We start from the raw sequence: 15,914 nt of genomic DNA, 5'->3' as shown, positions 1-15,914 counted from the left end.
GGATCGGGGGCCGCGCCCGGCCGGTGGGACACTGGAGGGGTGAGCACCGCCGTATCCCCTGATGCCTTTGTCCTGCCCTCCTCCGCGCTGCGCGGGCTGGGCACGCGGCCGTTCGGGGTGTACGTCCACGTCCCGTTCTGCGCGACGCGGTGCGGCTACTGCGACTTCAACACCTACACCGCCGGTGAGCTCGGCACGGCCGCCTCGCCTGCGTCGTGGCTGGAGGGTCTGCGCCGCGAGCTCGATCTCGCCGCGGGGATGCTCGGCTCGCCGCCCGCCGCGGACACCGTGTTCGTCGGTGGCGGCACGCCCTCGCTGCTCGGCGCCGAGGGGCTCGCGGCCGTGCTCGACGCCGTGCGCCGGTCGTTCGGGCTCGCCGAGGGCGCCGAGGTGACCACCGAGTCGAATCCGGAGTCCACGTCGCCGGAGTTCTTCGCCGGTCTCCGCGACGCGGGCTACACGCGGGTGTCGCTGGGCATGCAGTCGGCGGCGCCGCACGTGCTGCGGATTCTCGACCGCGTGCACACGCCGGGCCGCCCCGTCGCCGCCGCGCGCGAGGCAAGGGCGGCCGGCTTCGAGCACGTCAACCTCGACCTCATCTACGGCACGCCGGGGGAGCGGCAGGAGGACCTGCGGGACTCGCTGGACGCCGTGCTCGCCACGGGTGTCGACCACGTGTCCGCCTACGCCCTGATCGTCGAGGACGGCACGGCGCTCGCGCGGCGCGTGCGCAAGGGCGAGCTGCCCGCGCCCGACGACGACGTGCTCGCGGCGCGCTACGAGCAGCTCGACGCCGCGCTCTCCTCGGCCGGCCTGCACTGGTACGAGGTGTCGAACTGGGCGGCGTCCGAGCAGGCCAGGTGCAGGCACAATCTCGGCTACTGGCTCGGTGGCGACTGGTGGGGCGCGGGGCCGGGAGCGCACAGCCACGTCGGCGGTGTGCGGTGGTGGAACGTCAAGCACCCCGCACGCTATGCCTCCGTGCTGGCCGACGGCGAGGTGCCCGTCGCGGGGCACGAGGTGCTCACCGACGCCGACCGGCACCTCGAGCGGGTCATGCTGGAGCTGCGCCTTGCCGAGGGGCTGCCGCTGACCGCGCTCGACTCCGGCGGCGTGCGCGAGGCACGCGCCGCCGCGGCCGAGGGGCTGCTCACCGGCGACGGGCTCGCCGAGGGCAGGGCGGTGCTGACCGACCGGGGCCGCCTGCTCGCCGACGCCGTCGTGCGCAGGCTCGTCAGCTGATCTCGCGGATCGTCAGCCCCGCCTTGCGCAGCCGCTCCAGCAGCGCGTCTCCCATCGCGACCGCGGTGGTGACCTGGCCGGACGTCGCGGGCAGGTCGTCGAACGCGAGGCACAGCGCGGACTCCGACAGCATCTTCGCCGTCTCGTCGTAGCCGGGGTCGCCGCCCGCGAACTCGGTGACGACCCGCTTTCCGCCGCCCTCGCCGGTGAACCGGACGTTGAACCACGACTTCGCCCTCCGCTGCTCGCTCGGCCCCTCGCCGGGTTTGCGCAGGCGGCCAAGGGCGGTGCGCGCGGGCGGGATCTGGGCGAGCACGGCGAGCGCGCCGAGGCCGAGCCCGGCAGCCACGATCGTCGGCAGGCGCTTGACGGCCGCCGTGTGCCGGTAGGTGAACGCGGGGCCGTAGCGGGGCAGTGCCGCGGCCGAGCGGGCGACGATCTGCGGGTCGATGGTGGGCATCGGCACGAGCCAGCGGCCCGTCTCGCGGTCGCGGGCGGGCACGCCGAGCGGGGTGTGGATCGCGCGGTCCTTCGGCCACGGCTCGGCCCTGCGCCGCTCCTTCGCCGTGCGTGCCATCTGCCTGGCCCGCGAGAACGCCGTCAGCGCCGAGGAGTACGTGCCGCCGGAGAACTGGGCGCTGGCCCTGAGCTGCCCGGTGACGGTGAGCGGCACGCCCTCGGGCAGCTTGCTCACGGCGTAGTAGACGCCGAGGTCGTAGGGGATCGAGTCGAACCCGCACGCGTGCACGATGCGGGCGCCCGTGCGCTGCGCGGTCGCGTGGTGGGCGAGGTAGGTCCGGTCGGCGAACTCGGGCTCGCCGGTGAGGTCCACGTAGTCGGTGCCGTTCTCCGCACACGCGGCGACCAGCGGCTCGCCGTAGTGCAGGTACGGGCCGACGGTGGTGATCACGACGCGGGCCGAGGCGGCGACGGCACGCAGTGAGCCGGGGTCGGTCACGTCGGCGTGCAGCAGCGGAAGCTCCGCGCAGTCCGGGTTGATCTCCGCGAGTCTGGCCCGCGTGCGCTCGAGTTTCGCGCGGTCGCGGCCCGCGAGCGCCCACCGGCACTCCGGCGGCGCGTGCCGCGCCAGGTACTCGGCGGTCAGGCCGCCGGTGAACCCGGTCGCGCCGAACAGGACGATGTCGTGCTCACGCTTGGCTGCCATGCGTTTCCTTCCTGTGCAGGTCCACGAGCTCGTCGGGCCCGAGCTCGACGCCCTCGGACCGCAGCGCGGCCTCGATGGCGCCGCCGACGAGCGTGGTGAGGTAGTCGACGAGCTCCTCCTCCGGCAGGCCGGGGTGGTCGAGCCACCAGGTCCCGGCCGCCTCGACGGCGCCGACGAGGCCGTGTGCCCACGGGGCGGCTCCCCGCGACTCGACCCCGAAGGCCCGCAGGTACTCGCCGAGCATCGCGGCGATCGGTCCCGCGGCGGCCGTGCGCTCCGCGCTGGCCTGCTCGCCGGCCCTCGCCGCGCACACGAAGCGAAAGACGTTGGGGTGCTCGGCGAGGACTCCGACGTAGGCACGCACGCTCATCCGCACCCGTGCGCGCAGGGGAGCGGGCTCGGTGAGCGCCGGGGCGAGCCGGTCGCGGACCAGTGCGAACGTCCGCCGCGAGACCGCCTCGTGCAGCTCGGCCTTGTCGGCGAAGTGCCGGTACAGCCGGGGCTTGGCGACACCGGCCTCGCGGGCGATGTCGGCCATGCCGACCCCGGGGCCGTGCCGGTCGAGCGCACGGAACGCCGCGTCGACGAACTCGGCGCGCCGGGCGGCACGGTGCTCCCGCCAGCGCTCGGTGCGGCCGTCGCTGTGACCGCTGCCACTGCTCGTCACGGCGTAGAGGTTACCCGAAGTACGGGATACCGGCGGTAACCCCGGATCGTTGCTGATTGGAATCGGACAGGTGGGGGTACCTCCCGATCATGAGCGACAACCACGACCTGGTCCCCCACGCGGATGCCGACGAACAGCGCCGGCCCGTCGGCGAAGGCGACGCGGGCACGCCCTCGGAGGTCGCCGTGCCGCTCGAGGCGGATCCCGCCGACGCCGCTGAGCAGGCCGCATCGGTGCCGTTCGACGAGGAGGACGGCCCGGCCACCACGGGTGGCCCGGAATGAGGTGTGAGTTCCGGGCAACCGGGGTACACCGCGCGCGCGACGCGCGCAGCGCACGTTTCACGGAGGTGACCGCATGACCGATACGTCCCGCCTGCCTACCCCGGTCGCGGAGGTCTGGGAATGGCAGCGGCATGGCAACTGCCGCAATCTCGACAGCTCCGTGTTCTTCCATCCTGACGGAGAGCGCGGGTTCGCGCGAGCCGACCGGGTGGCCCGCGCGAAGGAGATCTGCCGGACCTGCCCGGTGATCGTCCAGTGCCGCCATCACGCACTGACCGTCCAGGAGCCGTTCGGCGTCTGGGGTGGTCTGGACGAGACCGAGCGGCGGGACGCGATCGCGCGGCGGAAGAAGCTGGAGCCGGCGGCCCACTGACACCACCCGGCGCAGTCATGCGACGAAGGGGGAGCTTTGCGTTTCGGATACACCCTGCTCACCGAACAGGCCGGCCCGAGGCAGCTCGTCGCCGACGCGGCGGCGGGGGAACAGGCCGGCTTCGACTTCGAGGTGATGAGCGACCACTACTCGCCCTGGCTCGACGAGCAGGGCCATGCGCCGTACGCGTGGAGCACGCTGGGGGCGGTGACGCAGTCGACCGAGCGGGTCGAGCTCATGACGTTCGTGACGTGCCCGATCGTGCGGTACCACCCGGCGGTCGTGGCGCAGAAGGCCGCGACGGTCCAGCTCCTGTCCGGCGGGCGGTTCCTGCTCGGGCTCGGCGCGGGCGAGAACCTCAACGAGCACGTCATCGGCCGGGGCTGGCCGCCTGCCAACGTCCGGCACGAGATGCTCGGCGAGGCGTTGCAGATCATCAACGGCCTCTTCGACGGCGGCTACACCAACTATGCCGGTGAGCACTTCCGCGTCGACTCCGCCAAGCTGTGGGACCTGCCGGAGCGCAGGGTCCCGGTGGGTGTGGCCGTATCGGGCGCGCAGTCGGTGGGCAGGTTCGCGCCGGTGTCGGACGCGCTGATCGCGGTGGAGCCAGACGGCCGGCTCTGCTCGCAGTGGGACACCGAACGCTCCGACGCCGGGCTGGAGACCTCGCGCAAGATCGGCCAGCTGCCGGTGTGCTGGGACCAGGACAAGAAGGCCGCCGTGCGCAGGGCCCACGAACAGTTCCGGTGGTTCGCGGGCGGCTGGAAGGTCAACGCGGAGCTGCCGGGCACCTCCGCCTTCGCGGGCGCCACGCAGTTCGTGAGCGAGGACGACGTCGAGGGGGCGCTGGCCTGCGGGTCCGACCCGCAGACCGTCGTCGAGGCCGCGCGCCCGTTCTGGGAGGCGGGCTTCACCGATCTCGCGCTCGTGCAGATCGGTGGCGACCACCAAGCCGAGTTCCTCGACGCCGCCAAGCGGACGCTGCTGCCCGCGCTGCGGGAAGCAGCGTCCTGAGCCGCTCCGTCAGCTCCGCACGCGCAGGCGGCTGAGCACGTCGTACGGCGGCACCCAGCCGCGTTCCACCAGCGACTGGTAGAGCTCGGTGAGGGTCTTGTCGATGTCGTCGTCGCTGTCCGCCTCGGCGAGCGTCCGCACCAGGTCGAGCACGGCCCGGTCGCCCCCTGCCGGCGCACCGGCGCCGTCGCCGTCGAGCGGGATCGAGCCCGTCGCGGCAGCCTCGTGGAGCAACGGTTCCAGCTGGGCCTGCTCGACGCGCTGCGCCAGCTGGAGGAGCGCCTGCGCGATGCGGTGCAGCTTGATGTTGTACTGCTGCGACAGCCGGACGAGGACCTGGAAGGCCTCCTGCGGCGTGCAGCGGTGCGAGACCACGAGCACGCCCATCGCCTGCTCGATGGTCGCGCGCGTGCGCAACGCGCGACGTAAGCCTTCGAGTTCGTTCTCCAGGTGGGTGACCTGGGCGAGCAGATCCGCGTCGTCGGGAGAGCCGGAGCGTCGGTTGTCCGGGGTGTGACCCACGCGTCGGACCGCCGGGCTCAGAGCGCCGGGGCGCGCGGCGGGATCGGCTGGAACGGCTGTGGTGTCATGGTGGCTCCCTCGGTCGGCAGTCGCGAAGACAGGCACGGACGCGAGGACACTCACGGTTCAGACCAACCGGGAAGGACCGCGGTTGGTGCGGAGCACGCAGCGCCTCGCTTCGCACGAACGCCAGGCGGCTCTCGGATCCGGCCGGATGCTCGCCTGGCGCGCTGCGGCTGCTTGCTCAACCGCTTGTTGCGTCAACTGTAAAGAGGGTGCTCACCTGGCCGCACGGCGGCCCTTGCTGTGATCACCCCGGCGCGGGTTCAGAACCCGCCGTCCTGGCTGACGAGCGCGCGAAGCCTTGCCAGCGCACGATGTTGCGACGTGCGCACGTTCGCGGGGGAGAGGCCGAGGGCCTCGGCGGTCTCGCCTGCCGAGAGGCCGACGACGATGCGGAGGATCACGATCTCGCGCTGGTTGTGCGACAGACAGCCGAGCAGGCTGTTGAGCCGGTGGCCCAGGTCGGCGTTCAGCGCGTGCCGCTCCGGTTCGTTGTCGCCGGTGCCCGGCTCCGGCACGTCCGGCGTCGGATCCGACCGCTCGCGGGACACGAGCCGGAACGCGTCCGAGACCTTGTTGGACGCGATGGCGTGGACCAGGTAGAGAAACGAACCACCCCGGTCCTGGTAGCTCGGCAGCGCTTTGAGGACGGCGACGCACGTCTCCTGTGCGACGTCGTCCGCGGACACGTACGACAGGTCCCGTCTGCCGAGGCGCGCGCGGCAGTACCGCGTGACGATCGGGGTGATCATCGTGAGCAGCCTGCTCACCGCGGCGTGATCCCCTGTGGCGGCGGATTGCACCACGGGATCGAGTTCCGCCTTGGTGAGTTGCTGCTCGCCCCTGTTCGGTTCGTCGTCCGCCTTCGCGGCGACAGGGGCAAGAGTGGTGGCGACGCTTTGCATAGCCGGCTCCCAGACCATGAACAATGCGGTTGCTGCCGCCGGGGTCCAGGACGGCTTCGTGTCGGGGTTTCAGCCACGAGCGGGAGGTGCGGGGAGCCAGCCTGCTCGGTGACCACTGAGCGTAATGCTAGATGCCTCCAGCCGGGTAATCCAGATATCAACAAAAGTTGCCCCGATTGCACGAACGCCATCCGCTGTTAGCGCAGGAACACCAGCAGGCTCGTCAGCGCCGTGGCGGCCGTCAGCGAGGAGACGGCGACGTACAGCCCACGGCCGGCCGCGGGTGGCTCCGCGTGGTGGCGCAGAACCCGGTCCCGCCGCCAGCCCAGAATCGCGAGCGCGATCGCGGTCAGACCCGCGACGGCGGCCGGCGCGGTCAGCGTGCCCCAGCCGTGGCGGGCGGCCGCGTGCAGGAGCAGCACCGCGCACGCACCAGCGGCGAGCGAGGTGCGCTGCCACGCGAGTCCCGTGCGCTCGGGCTGGAGTCCGTCCGTCATCCGACGAGCACCAGCACGGCGGCGAAGACCGTGAGCGCCGAGATGCCGCACGCGAGCACGATCAGCAGCACGCTGCGCGGCAGCGGGGCGCCGCGGCGCATGGCCAGCTGCACCGTGCGCCAGCGCGGGTAGCTGGCCGCGGCGAGCACGGCGGCCAGCGTGATGCACAGGATCGCGAGCGCGGTCCTGGCGCCTGCCGTGGCCAGCCCGGGCACGAGCTGCTGCACCGCGACCCCGCCCGCCACGAGGCCGAGCGCGGTCCGGATCCACGCGAGGAAGGTCCGTTCGTTGGCCAGCGTGAACCGGTAGTCGGGCTCGGTCTCGGCCGGCTGCTCGTCGCGTTCTGTCACCTGATCATCTTGACGGGTCGCGCGAACACCCACGAACGGAGTAACAGGAACCGGCAGATGCCGCCCGCGAGGCTGGTCGCCACGAGCACCACCGTCTCCAGCTCCGGCGACGGCGCGGCGTTCAGCGCGTGCAGCAGGACGAGCGCGGCGGAACCGGCGCCCGCGTAGTAGCCGAAGGTCAGCACGGTCTGCAGGTGCCGCCGGGCTGGCGGTGTCGTGCTGCCCGCGAACGTGACCAGCCGGTGGAACTCCGTGTTGGCCGCCGTCGTCAGGCCGATCGCCACGAGGTTGGCCGCCTGCGCGCCCAGGGGCGCACGGACGGCGAGGTACACGAGCGCCTGCAGCAGCGTGGTCACGGTGCCTGCCGCGACGTAGAGCAGGGCGTGCCTGCCGAACTCGTGCCGGAGGCGCGTCAGCGTGGCGAGCAGGTGCTCGCCCGCCGACGCACACACCGAAGACATGGAGTCGAGGCTACTCGGGCCTCAGCAAGCCCAGAAGTTACCAAAGGCCCTGCTGACGTGTGGCGTTCGGCTCAGTCGGCGGCGCGCACGGAGCCAAGGGCTTCCTCGATACCGGCGTACACCGGCATCTGCGCGGCGAGCCCCGTCGCCTCGAGCGGACGCAGCACGACGCGGCTCGTGGCGACGATCGCCCAGCGCAGGCGTTCGCCCAGCGAGCGCTCGGTGAGCTCGGCGAGCACGGACAGCCCGGCGGAGCCGAGGAAGCCGATCCCGTCGAGGTCGAGGACGAGGCCGCTGGGCGGCGAGACCTCGTCCTGGATCCACTTGCGCAGTTCAGGTGCTGACAGCAGATCGACCTCGCCGGAGACGCGAGCCAGCACCACGCCGTCCTCCCGGTGGGAGGCCTCGATGCGCATGCCGTGCGCGTCCCGTGAGGTGGTGCGGGTGTTCGCCGGCGACTGCGCTGTCAGGCCATTCGGTTCGGTGCTTGGCACGGTTGTCCCTCCGCAGGGTTTCGGATCGGGATCACACGGACTCGACGGAGCCGCCGGAGCCGCACGCGTCGTGTGGCGGGGCCCGTCCCGGGGTATTCGGCTGTGTGCTCAACCGTGGTTCCAACCGTAGGAATCCTCCCAGGTTCTTCGCAACCTCGCTCAGTGAGGGCCACGACACCGTCCCGGCTCGAGTTTGTCCGCTCGGCACCACGGGTACAGCCGTACCCGAGCTGTTGGGAGGGAAGGCCACATGGACGACGGCAAGGATTCCGCGACGCCTCCGCAGGACACCGGGATGCCGGACGCCGCCGAAACCGATCCGGCGGCCCTGAACAGCGCGGAGGACCTCGACGAGGACCGGCTCAAGGTCGACCCGCTGGAGGAGGGCGTCGAGCCCCCTGAGCGGTGGAGTGAGGCGAACCGGTCCGGAACGACGCCGTTCGAGCAGCAGCAGGGCGAGAGCCTCGACGAGCGGCTGAGTGAGGAGCGCCCCGACGTCGGGGAGAACGAGCCGCCGGTGCCAGAGCGCCCGGTGGCCGCCACCCCGGCCACCGAGCTGGACGACTCGATCGACCATGTCGCCGAGGACGTCGAACCGGTCGCGCCCGCGGATGAATCCGGCGAACCGAGCACGCCCGCGATCCGCCGGGGGCAGAACGCCGACCAGGCGGGCGGCTCGGTCGCCGACGCCATCAGGGTCCCCGGAAGTGAGCAGCGGTGAGCACGGGTGGGCTGGGCGTTCACGGGCTCACGGGCCAGCTGCTGACCGTGGCGAGGCTGGGTGACCTCGACGAGCTGACCGCACTGCTCACGCGGCTGCTGGGCCGGACCGCCCCGCACCGGCACCTCTACGACCTCGTGCTGCGCGAGCTCGTGGCGATCGTCGCGCGCGCCCTGCGCGAGCGGGCGGGCGCCGACGGCGACGAGGAGGGCGTCTTCGTGGTCGACGTGTTCGACGACGAGGACACGACGGTGCCCATCGACGACGTACAGCCTGCGCTGAGGGCTGTGCTGCGCGCGGTGCTCGCCTCCCTCAACGACGACCCCGCCGACGCCGGGTTCCAGCTCGGCCTCGTGGCCGGCGACCCCGATCCGCTCGCCAGGCTCGACGCGGCGCTGCACGTACTGCTCTGGGCGGACGTGTTGAGCGGAGGTCCGGACTGACGGTGGTCAAGTACGAGGGCGCGCAACGTTACCTGCCGGAGGGTCGCGGGCTGGCCGAGCTGCGCGAGGCCGCCGGGCGCTGCCGAGGGTGCGACCTGTATGCCGATGCCACGCAGACCGTGTTCGGGGCAGGCCCGCAGAACGCGCGCGTGCTCATGGTGGGCGAGGTGCCCGGTGACCGGGAGGACGCGACGGGCAAGCCGTTCGTCGGGCCCGCGGGCGGCCTGCTCGACAAGGCGATGAAGGACGCCGGGATCGACCGCGGCGGCGTCTACGTGACCAACGCGGTGAAACATTTCCGTTTCACCCCCGCGGAGCGGGGGAAACGCCGTATTCACAAGAAACCCTCGCGCGGGCAGATCGTCGCGTGCCGGCCGTGGCTCGTCGCCGAACTGGAGGCCGTCACGCCCGGCGTCGTCGTGTGTCTCGGCGCGACGGCCGCACAATCCTTGCTGGGCACGGATTTCCGGGTGAGCCAACAGCGGGGCGAACTGCTCGACCTGCCCGGCGGCGAGGCACGGGTGCTCGCCACGGCGCACCCTTCGGCGATCCTGCGCGCGCCCGCCGAAGATCGAGAACAGGCGTACCAGGAGCTCGTGAAAGACCTTCGGGTCGTGGCAAAAGCGACGAAAGCGGCGTGACGCGCGGGGGTGGCCGGGCGGCGCGCGCGGCCGGGTCCCCCTACGGTGGGGGGTGGCAGCACGACAGCGACCGAAGGGACACGTCGAACATGCTTGCGATGACTGACGCTGCCGTCGAGGCGATCAGCGCTCTGACCTCCCAGGACGGACAGCAGGCTGCCGGCCTGCGGTTCGCGGTACGGGAGGAGAGTGACGCGGGAGCGCAGCTCGCGCTGTCGATCGCCCCGGCGCCGGAGGACGGCGACGAGGTGCTCGGCACCGACAGCGGTGCCCGGGTTTTCCTTGAACCACAAGCGGCTTCCTTCCTCGACGACAAGGTGCTGGACGTCCAGCAGGACGAGCAGGGCCAGCTGAACTTCGCGGTGATGCAGCAGCCCGAAGCCTGATCAGGTCCGGCGCCGGTCACCGGCGGACCACAGCCCGTGGCCGCCGGTGCCCTCGCCTGCCGGTGAAAATCTCCGCATGCTCCCAAGTGGACAGTCGGCGTAGAATGATTCTTCGTGGGAGGACATCGCGGTAGGCCCACGCTCGCCGTGGGCATGCTCGCCGTACTGCTCGTCGCAGGCTGTGGTGCCGCGGCCGAGCGCTCCGCCCAGTCCGTCGCCGACGACTTCCTGCACGCACTCGGCAATCCCGATGCGGCCGCCGCCTGCGCGCTGCTCGCCGAGCAGGTCAGCTCCGACCTGGAGTCGGCGAGCGGCCGGTCCTGCGAAGCGGCGCTGCCGGCGCTGCACCTGCCCGCGGAACCGGTGGTCTCGGTGCGGGTCTGGGGCACCGAGGCACAGGTCCGCACCAAGGCCGACACCGTGTTCCTGCACGAGTTCGCGTCGGGCTGGCGCATCACCGGTGCCGGCTGTGAGCACCAGGGCGAGCGGCCCTACGACTGCGAGGTGGGCGGCCCATGAGAGCGCGGCTGATGTTCTTGCTCTACCTGGCCGTGGTGCTCGGCGGCTGTGCCTACTTCGTCGTGGTCGGCCTGCTGCGCTGGTGACGGGGAGTTGATGAGCCATGCGGCGGTTCCTGCGGGACAACGGGCTCTCGGTGGTGTTCGGGCTGCTGTTCCTCGGCTCCCTCGTAGGGCAGACGTTCGCGGGACACGCCGACTACGTCAACCGGCAGCTCGCGCGCGGCGGCGACCCGGTGAGCTTCTGGGCCTACGTGACGTCGTCGGACTTCGCCGTCGACGTCGCCGAGAACTGGCAGTCCGAGTACCTGCAGTTCTTCCTGTACGTGATGGCCACGGTGTGGCTCGTCCAGCGCGGCTCACCCGAGTCGAAACAGCTCGGCCGCATCGGCCGGGAATCCGACGAGGACCAGCTGGTGGGCAGGCACGTCACCGAGAGCTCTCCGCGCTGGGCGCGCACCGGCGGCTGGCGCACGGTGCTGTTCGCGCGTTCGCTGGGCCTGGTGATGGGCGTGCTGTTCCTCTCGTCCTGGCTCGCGCAGTCGGTGGCCGGGATGAGCGCGTTCAACGCCGAGCAGCTCGCCGACTTCACCGATCCGCTCACCTGGCCGCAGTACGTGACCTCCGCCGACTTCTGGAGCCGCACCCTGCAGAACTGGCAGTCGGAGTTCCTCGCGATCGGGTCGATGGCGATCCTGAGCGTGTACCTGCGCGAGCGCGGCTCGCCCGAGTCGAAGCCCGTGGGCGCCTCTCACACGGTGACGGATGAGTCGGGCTGAGCATCCCGGGGTATCCGCCGCACGGGGAGACCGACGCGGAAGGAGACTCCAGATGAAAGCCGTGACCTGGCAGGGCAAGCGGGACGTCCGGGTGGAGGAGGTGCCTGATCCGCGGGTCCGTGAGCCGACGGACGCGGTCATCAGGGTGACCTCCACGGGCATCTGCGGCTCCGACCTGCACCTGTACGAGGTGCTCGGCTCGTTCATGAGCCAGGGCGACATCCTGGGGCACGAGCCGATGGGCGTCGTCGAGGAGGTCGGCAGCGCCGTGCCGAACCTGAGCAAGGGCGACCGCGTCGTGATCCCGTTCAACATCGCGTGCGGGCACTGCTGGTACTGCGACCAGAAGCTCTACACGCAGTGCGAGACCACGCAGGTACGCGAGCACGGCAAGGGCGCCGCGCTGTTCGGCTACACCAAGCTGTACGGGCACGTGCCCGGCGGGCAGGCCGAGCTGTTGCGCGTGCCGCAGGCGCAGTTCGGTCCGATCAAGGTCCCGGAGGGGCAGCCGGACGAACGCTTCCTGTATCTGTCCGATGTGGTCCCGACGGCGTGGCAGGCCGTGGAATACGCGGGCATTCCGCAGGGCGGCAGCGTGACGGTGCTCGGGCTCGGGCCGATCGGGCAGATGTCGGCACGGATCGCCAAGTTCCGTGGCGCCGCAACGGTTCTCGGCGTCGACCTCGTCGACGAACGGCTGGAGATGGCCCGGCGGAACGGGATCGACACGATCGACCTGCGCGAGCACAAGCACCTCGCCGACTACATCCGCGACCGCACCGACGGCAGGGGCACCGACTCGGTGATCGACGCCGTCGGCATGGAGGCGCACGGTGCGCCGTTCGGCGCGCTCGCCCAGCAGTTCGCGAGCCTGCTGCCGAACCCCGTCGCCGCGAAACTCACCGAGAAGGCGGGCGTTGACCGGCTCAGCGCGCTGCACCTCGCGATCGACATCGTGCGCAGGGGCGGCACGATCTCACTGTCCGGTGTGTACGGCGGCATGGTGGACCCGATGCCGATGATGACGTTGTTCGACAAGCAGATCCAGCTGCGCATGGGCCAGGCCAACGTGCGCGCGTGGATCGACGACGTCATGCCGCTCGTGACCGGCGAGAGCGACCCGCTCGGGGTCGAGGACCTCGCCACGCACCAGCTGCCGCTGGACGACGCGCCGCACGCCTACGAGATCTTCCAGAAGAAGCAGGACCGCGCGATCAAGGTGGTCCTCAAGCCCTGATGCCCGACCGCAGTGAAGGCCACCTTCACTGCGGTCAACGCAGTGAGGGTGGCCTTCACTGCAATGGCCTTAAGCGCGCGTGGTGAGCCACTCCCTCACCAGTTCCGCGCTCTGCGCGCGCAGGAGGGGGAACGCCTCGCGCTGGGCGTGTTCCAGCGACTCGGCGTGGTCGATGAGCGCCCGGCTGCCCGCGATGCCCGCCGCGGCCAGCTCCTCGGGTTCCAGCGCGACGCGCCCGGCGACCGCGAGCACGGCGGCGCCGTGCTCGCGGGCCATCGCGGCGATGCCCGCCGGGGCCTTGCCCGAGAGGCTCTGCCGGTCGAGCGAGCCCTCCCCGGTGATCGCCAGCTCGGCGCCCGGCAGGGCGTCGGCGACACCGGTGAGCTCGGCGACCATCGCGAAGCCAGACTCCGCCCGCGCGTTCAGCGCCGCCATCGCGCCGCCCGAGACACCGCCGCCCGCGCCCGCGCTGGGCACGTCGCCGACCGGGACGGCGCCCGCCCGCTGGAGCGCGTCCGCCCACGCGCGCAGCGACATCTCCAGCACCTCGACCTCGCGCGGGCCCGCGCCTTTCTGCGGGCCGAAGACCGCGGCGGCGCCATCGGGGCCGAGCAGCGGGTTGGTGACGTCGGTGGCCACGCGCACGTCCACGTCGCCGAGTTGCTCACGCACGGCGGTGAGGTCCACGGTGACGACCGCGCCGAGCGGTCCGCCGCCGAACTCGAACGGTCGCTCCTCACGGTCGAGCAGCACGGCCCCGAGCGCGCGCAGCATGCCGGAGCCGCCGTCGGTGCTGGCCGTTCCGCCGACGGTGAGCACCACGCGGCGCGCGCCGCCCGCGATCGCATGCCCGACGAGCTCGCCGACGCCGTAGGTGTGGGCGGCGAGCGCGACCTCGGGGGAGGGCTCGACGTACTCGATGCCACATGCGCGCGCCGACTCCAGGTAGGCGGTGCCGTCGAGCACCACGTACCAGGCGTCGACCTGCTGCGACAGTGGGCCGGTCACGCGCAGGTCCACGCGCTTGCCGCCCGCGGCGAGCAGGACGTCGAGCGTGCCCTCGCCGCCGTCGGCCACCGGGCACTGCGTCACCTCGGCGTCGGGCAGCACGTCGTGCACCCCCCGCGCGATGGCCTCGGCCGCCTCGACGGCCGTCAGGCTGCCCTTGAACTTGTCCGGTGCGATCACCACGCGCATCCCGTTCATCCCTTCACCGGGGTCAGCGGCTCGCCACCGGAGAGCACGGCGGCGGTGTTGCGGGCCGCGAGCACGGCCATGGCGGTACGGGTCTCGACGGTCGCCGAGCCCAGGTGGGGAGCGAGCGCGACATTGTCCAGCTCCAGCAGGCCGGGGTGGACGTCGGGCTCGTGCTCGAAGACGTCGAGCCCGGCGCCGGCGATCTCACCGTTCGCGAGGGCCTCGGCCAGCGCGGCCTCGTCGACGACGGGACCCCGGGTGGTGTTGATCAAGTACGCCGAGCGCTTCATCGCCGAGAGCGCGCCCGCGTCGATGAGGTGACGGGTCTCGGGCGTGAGCGGGCAGTGCAGCGACACGACGTCGGCCGTGCGCAGCAGCTCGTCCCGGTCCAGGTACCTCGCTCGCAGCTCGCTCTCGATCTCCTCGGGAGCGCGGCGGCGCCCGGAGTAGGCGATCTCCATACCGAAGGCGAGCGCCCGCCGCGCCATCGCCTGACCGATCTGCCCGAGGCCGACGATGCCGAGCGTCTTGCCCTGCAACCCGGATCCGAGCATGAACCCGAGGTGGAACGACCACGGCGTGCGCGAGCGCAGCAGTCGTTCGCCCTCGCCGAGCCTGCGGGTGACCGCGAGCAGCAGGCCGAACGCGAGGTCGGCGGTGGCGTCCGTGAGCACGCCGGGTGTGTTGGTGAAGACGACGCCGCGGTCGGCGAGCGCGGGCACGTCGGCGTTGTCGTAGCCGACGGCGACGGTCGAGATGACCTTGAGTTGTGGCCCGGCGGCGTCGGCGAGCGCGCCGTCGACGCGGTCCTGGAGGGTGGCGACGATCGCGTCGGCGCCCGCCGCCACCCGGTGCAGCTCCTCGACCGGCAGTGCCCGGTCCGGTTCCGGAGCCCACACCTCCCCGGCCTCCCGCAGGATCTCCATCGCCGCTTCCGGGATCTTCCTGGTCACCACGATTCGTGGCCGCGTCATCCACCACTCCTGTTCATCACTGCAGTGAAGGCCACCCTACTTGCGGTGGCCTTCACTGCCGTTGACGAGAGCGGGAGGAGGCGGATATGTTCTTATGCAGAACTTGTGTGCGTAATGCGAACAACGAGGTGTGGCAACGTGGCAGAGATCGTTTCGCTTGCCGAGGGGGTCGGCAGGCTCGTACATGACGGCGACGTGGTCGCCCTGGAAGGGTTCACGCACCTGATCCCGCACGCGGCCGGGCAGGAGATCATCCGGCAGCGGCGCAGGGACCTCACGCTCGTGCGGATGACGCCCGACATCGTCTACGACCAGCTCATCGGCGCCGGGTGCGCGCGGAAGCTGATCTTCTCGTGGGGCGGCAACCCCGGCGTCGGCTCGCTGCACCGCTTCCGCGACGCCGTGCAGAACGGCTGGCCCGTGCCGCTGGAGATCGAGGAGCACAGCCACGCCGGTATGGCCAACCGCTACGTCGCCGGTGCCTCCGGGCTGCCGTTCGCGGTGCTGCGCGGCTACTCCGGCACCGACCTGCCCAAGCACACCGACACGATCAAGCAGATCACCTGCCCGTTCACGGGGGAGCAGCTCGCCGCCGTGCCCGCGCTCAACCCGGACGTCTCGATCATCCACGCGCAGCGGGCCGACCGCGCCGGCAACGTCCAGATCTGGGGCCTGGTCGGCGTCCAGAAGGAGGCGGTGCTCGCCGCCAAGCGCAGCCTGGTGACCGTGGAGGAGGTCGTGGACGAGCTGGAGCCCGTTCCCGGCCAGCTGGTCCTGCCGAGCTGGGCGGTCACCTGCGTCGCCGAGGTGCCGCACGGCGCCCACCCCTCGTACGCGCAGGGTTACTACGACCGCGACAACGCCTACTACGAGCATTGGGATTCCATTGGGCGAAAGAGGGACTCGTTCGAGGACTGGCTTCGCGAGAAGGTGTTCGACAGGACGGACTCGGAGGTGACGGGGAAGTGACCGCGACGA

At 71.6% G+C, this 15,914-nt stretch carries 22 protein-coding genes; 12 read left to right on the top strand and 10 right to left on the bottom strand.

The window, feature by feature from the left end; translation table 11 throughout:
* Positions 1–39 precede the first annotated feature (39 nt).
* Positions 40–1,242, top strand: coding sequence for a radical SAM family heme chaperone HemW (gene hemW / locus BA062_RS31605; RefSeq protein ID WP_110342784.1), 1,203 nt, complete (start codon positions 40–42; stop codon positions 1,240–1,242).
* Here the strand turns inward: hemW and BA062_RS31600 are convergent.
* Both BA062_RS31600 and BA062_RS31595 read right to left on the bottom strand, forming a co-directional pair.
* Positions 1,235–2,407 carry a saccharopine dehydrogenase family protein gene (locus BA062_RS31600; RefSeq protein WP_110342783.1) on the bottom strand — a complete coding sequence of 391 codons (1,173 nt, stop codon included), beginning with the start codon at positions 2,405–2,407 and terminating at the stop codon, positions 1,235–1,237. The genes hemW and BA062_RS31600 overlap by 8 nt on opposite strands.
* Positions 2,391–3,074, bottom strand: coding sequence for a TetR/AcrR family transcriptional regulator (locus BA062_RS31595; protein ID WP_168214148.1), 684 nt, complete (start codon positions 3,072–3,074; stop codon positions 2,391–2,393). Before BA062_RS31595 ends, BA062_RS31600 begins: the two co-directional genes overlap by 17 nt.
* An 89-nt stretch (positions 3,075–3,163) precedes the next feature.
* On the opposite strand from BA062_RS31595, the gene BA062_RS31590 reads away from it, so the two are divergent.
* From BA062_RS31590 to BA062_RS31580, 3 genes are all read left to right on the top strand, one after another.
* Positions 3,164–3,358 (top strand): hypothetical protein, encoded by a 195-nt coding sequence (locus BA062_RS31590; protein ID WP_110342781.1) that lies wholly within the window; start codon positions 3,164–3,166, stop codon positions 3,356–3,358.
* A 73-nt stretch (positions 3,359–3,431) separates the two neighbouring features.
* On the top strand, positions 3,432–3,731 hold the full coding sequence (locus BA062_RS31585) for a WhiB family transcriptional regulator (RefSeq protein ID WP_110342780.1): 300 nt from the start codon (positions 3,432–3,434) through the stop codon (positions 3,729–3,731).
* Between the two features lie 36 nt (positions 3,732–3,767).
* Positions 3,768–4,748, top strand: a complete 981-nt coding sequence (locus tag BA062_RS31580; protein ID WP_110342779.1) for a TIGR03557 family F420-dependent LLM class oxidoreductase — start codon at positions 3,768–3,770, stop codon at positions 4,746–4,748.
* 9 nt (positions 4,749–4,757) lie between these two features.
* On the opposite strand, the gene BA062_RS31575 is transcribed toward BA062_RS31580, so the two are convergent.
* The 6 genes from BA062_RS31575 to BA062_RS31550 all read right to left on the bottom strand — a co-directional run bounded on the left by BA062_RS31575 (position 4,758) and on the right by BA062_RS31550 (position 8,040).
* Entirely contained in the window at positions 4,758–5,270 is a 513-nt protein-coding gene (locus BA062_RS31575; RefSeq protein ID WP_110342778.1) for an ANTAR domain-containing protein, read from the bottom strand.
* Positions 5,271–5,596: 326 nt separating this feature from the next.
* Positions 5,597–6,238 carry an RNA polymerase sigma factor ShbA gene (shbA, locus tag BA062_RS31570; protein WP_110342777.1) on the bottom strand — a complete coding sequence of 214 codons (642 nt, stop codon included), beginning with the start codon at positions 6,236–6,238 and terminating at the stop codon, positions 5,597–5,599.
* Positions 6,239–6,435: 197 nt separating this feature from the next.
* A complete protein-coding gene (locus BA062_RS31565) occupies positions 6,436–6,735 on the bottom strand; it encodes a DUF202 domain-containing protein (protein ID WP_110342776.1) in 300 nt (99 codons plus the stop codon).
* Positions 6,732–7,085 carry a YidH family protein gene (locus BA062_RS31560; RefSeq protein ID WP_110342775.1) on the bottom strand — a complete coding sequence of 118 codons (354 nt, stop codon included), beginning with the start codon at positions 7,083–7,085 and terminating at the stop codon, positions 6,732–6,734. The genes BA062_RS31565 and BA062_RS31560 overlap by 4 nt, the downstream gene beginning before the upstream one ends.
* Positions 7,082–7,546 carry a GtrA family protein gene (locus BA062_RS31555; RefSeq protein WP_110342774.1) on the bottom strand — a complete coding sequence of 155 codons (465 nt, stop codon included), beginning with the start codon at positions 7,544–7,546 and terminating at the stop codon, positions 7,082–7,084. The genes BA062_RS31560 and BA062_RS31555 overlap by 4 nt, the downstream gene beginning before the upstream one ends.
* A gap of 71 nt (positions 7,547–7,617) precedes the next feature.
* A complete protein-coding gene (locus tag BA062_RS31550; RefSeq protein WP_110342773.1) occupies positions 7,618–8,040 on the bottom strand; it encodes an anti-sigma factor antagonist in 423 nt (140 codons plus the stop codon).
* Positions 8,041–8,290: 250 nt separating this feature from the next.
* On the opposite strand from BA062_RS31550, the gene BA062_RS31545 reads away from it, so the two are divergent.
* The 7 genes from BA062_RS31545 (at position 8,291) to BA062_RS31515 (ending at position 12,765) form a co-directional block, all read left to right on the top strand.
* Positions 8,291–8,761, top strand: a complete 471-nt coding sequence (locus BA062_RS31545) for a hypothetical protein (protein ID WP_110342772.1) — start codon at positions 8,291–8,293, stop codon at positions 8,759–8,761.
* The gene (locus tag BA062_RS31540; protein ID WP_110342771.1) at positions 8,758–9,204 is read left to right on the top strand and encodes a hypothetical protein; all 447 of its coding nucleotides are present in this window, start codon (positions 8,758–8,760) and stop codon (positions 9,202–9,204) included. The genes BA062_RS31545 and BA062_RS31540 overlap by 4 nt, the downstream gene beginning before the upstream one ends.
* A 2-nt stretch (positions 9,205–9,206) precedes the next feature.
* Positions 9,207–9,845, top strand: a complete 639-nt coding sequence (locus BA062_RS31535) for a UdgX family uracil-DNA binding protein (RefSeq protein ID WP_110342770.1) — start codon at positions 9,207–9,209, stop codon at positions 9,843–9,845.
* Positions 9,846–9,934: 89 nt separating this feature from the next.
* Positions 9,935–10,231 carry a HesB/IscA family protein gene (locus BA062_RS31530; RefSeq protein ID WP_110342903.1) on the top strand — a complete coding sequence of 99 codons (297 nt, stop codon included), beginning with the start codon at positions 9,935–9,937 and terminating at the stop codon, positions 10,229–10,231.
* A 114-nt stretch (positions 10,232–10,345) separates the two neighbouring features.
* Positions 10,346–10,750 carry a hypothetical protein gene (locus BA062_RS31525; protein ID WP_146240108.1) on the top strand — a complete coding sequence of 135 codons (405 nt, stop codon included), beginning with the start codon at positions 10,346–10,348 and terminating at the stop codon, positions 10,748–10,750.
* Between the two features lie 103 nt (positions 10,751–10,853).
* Positions 10,854–11,528 carry a DUF6766 family protein gene (locus BA062_RS31520; RefSeq protein ID WP_110342768.1) on the top strand — a complete coding sequence of 225 codons (675 nt, stop codon included), beginning with the start codon at positions 10,854–10,856 and terminating at the stop codon, positions 11,526–11,528.
* A gap of 52 nt (positions 11,529–11,580) precedes the next feature.
* A complete protein-coding gene (locus tag BA062_RS31515; RefSeq protein WP_110342767.1) occupies positions 11,581–12,765 on the top strand; it encodes a zinc-dependent alcohol dehydrogenase in 1,185 nt (394 codons plus the stop codon).
* Positions 12,766–12,834: 69 nt separating this feature from the next.
* Here BA062_RS31515 and BA062_RS31510 read toward each other — a convergent pair whose 3' ends face one another.
* Together BA062_RS31510 and BA062_RS31505 are read right to left on the bottom strand one after the other, a co-directional pair.
* Positions 12,835–13,962, bottom strand: coding sequence for a glycerate kinase (locus BA062_RS31510; RefSeq protein WP_110342766.1), 1,128 nt, complete (start codon positions 13,960–13,962; stop codon positions 12,835–12,837).
* Between the two features lie 5 nt (positions 13,963–13,967).
* Positions 13,968–14,936, bottom strand: a complete 969-nt coding sequence (locus BA062_RS31505) for a 2-hydroxyacid dehydrogenase (RefSeq protein ID WP_110342765.1) — start codon at positions 14,934–14,936, stop codon at positions 13,968–13,970.
* 138 nt (positions 14,937–15,074) lie between these two features.
* On the opposite strand from BA062_RS31505, the gene BA062_RS31500 reads away from it, so the two are divergent.
* Positions 15,075–15,905, top strand: coding sequence for a CoA transferase subunit A (locus tag BA062_RS31500; protein ID WP_110342764.1), 831 nt, complete (start codon positions 15,075–15,077; stop codon positions 15,903–15,905).
* Positions 15,906–15,914 lie beyond the last annotated feature (9 nt).

The organism is Prauserella flavalba (genome assembly GCF_003202235.1).
In the GTDB taxonomy this organism is placed as follows: Bacteria; Actinomycetota; Actinomycetes; order Mycobacteriales; family Pseudonocardiaceae; genus Prauserella_A; species Prauserella_A flavalba.
This window is presented reverse-complemented; position numbering and strand designations above follow the sequence as displayed.

Coding starts and splice junctions, on each gene's coding strand:
- BA062_RS31530 (WP_110342903.1), top strand. CDS start 9,935: ATGCTTGCGATGACTGACGCTGCCGTCGAGGCGATCAGCGCTCTGACC.
- BA062_RS31555 (WP_110342774.1), bottom strand. CDS start 7,546: ATGTCTTCGGTGTGTGCGTCGGCGGGCGAGCACCTGCTCGCCACGCTG.
- BA062_RS31520 (WP_110342768.1), top strand. CDS start 10,854: ATGCGGCGGTTCCTGCGGGACAACGGGCTCTCGGTGGTGTTCGGGCTG.
- BA062_RS31565 (WP_110342776.1), bottom strand. CDS start 6,735: ATGACGGACGGACTCCAGCCCGAGCGCACGGGACTCGCGTGGCAGCGC.
- BA062_RS31600 (WP_110342783.1), bottom strand. CDS start 2,407: ATGGCAGCCAAGCGTGAGCACGACATCGTCCTGTTCGGCGCGACCGGG.
- BA062_RS31515 (WP_110342767.1), top strand. CDS start 11,581: ATGAAAGCCGTGACCTGGCAGGGCAAGCGGGACGTCCGGGTGGAGGAG.
- BA062_RS31510 (WP_110342766.1), bottom strand. CDS start 13,962: ATGCGCGTGGTGATCGCACCGGACAAGTTCAAGGGCAGCCTGACGGCC.
- shbA (WP_110342777.1), bottom strand. CDS start 6,238: ATGCAAAGCGTCGCCACCACTCTTGCCCCTGTCGCCGCGAAGGCGGAC.
- BA062_RS31505 (WP_110342765.1), bottom strand. CDS start 14,936: ATGACGCGGCCACGAATCGTGGTGACCAGGAAGATCCCGGAAGCGGCG.
- BA062_RS31545 (WP_110342772.1), top strand. CDS start 8,291: ATGGACGACGGCAAGGATTCCGCGACGCCTCCGCAGGACACCGGGATG.
- BA062_RS31585 (WP_110342780.1), top strand. CDS start 3,432: ATGACCGATACGTCCCGCCTGCCTACCCCGGTCGCGGAGGTCTGGGAA.
- BA062_RS31590 (WP_110342781.1), top strand. CDS start 3,164: ATGAGCGACAACCACGACCTGGTCCCCCACGCGGATGCCGACGAACAG.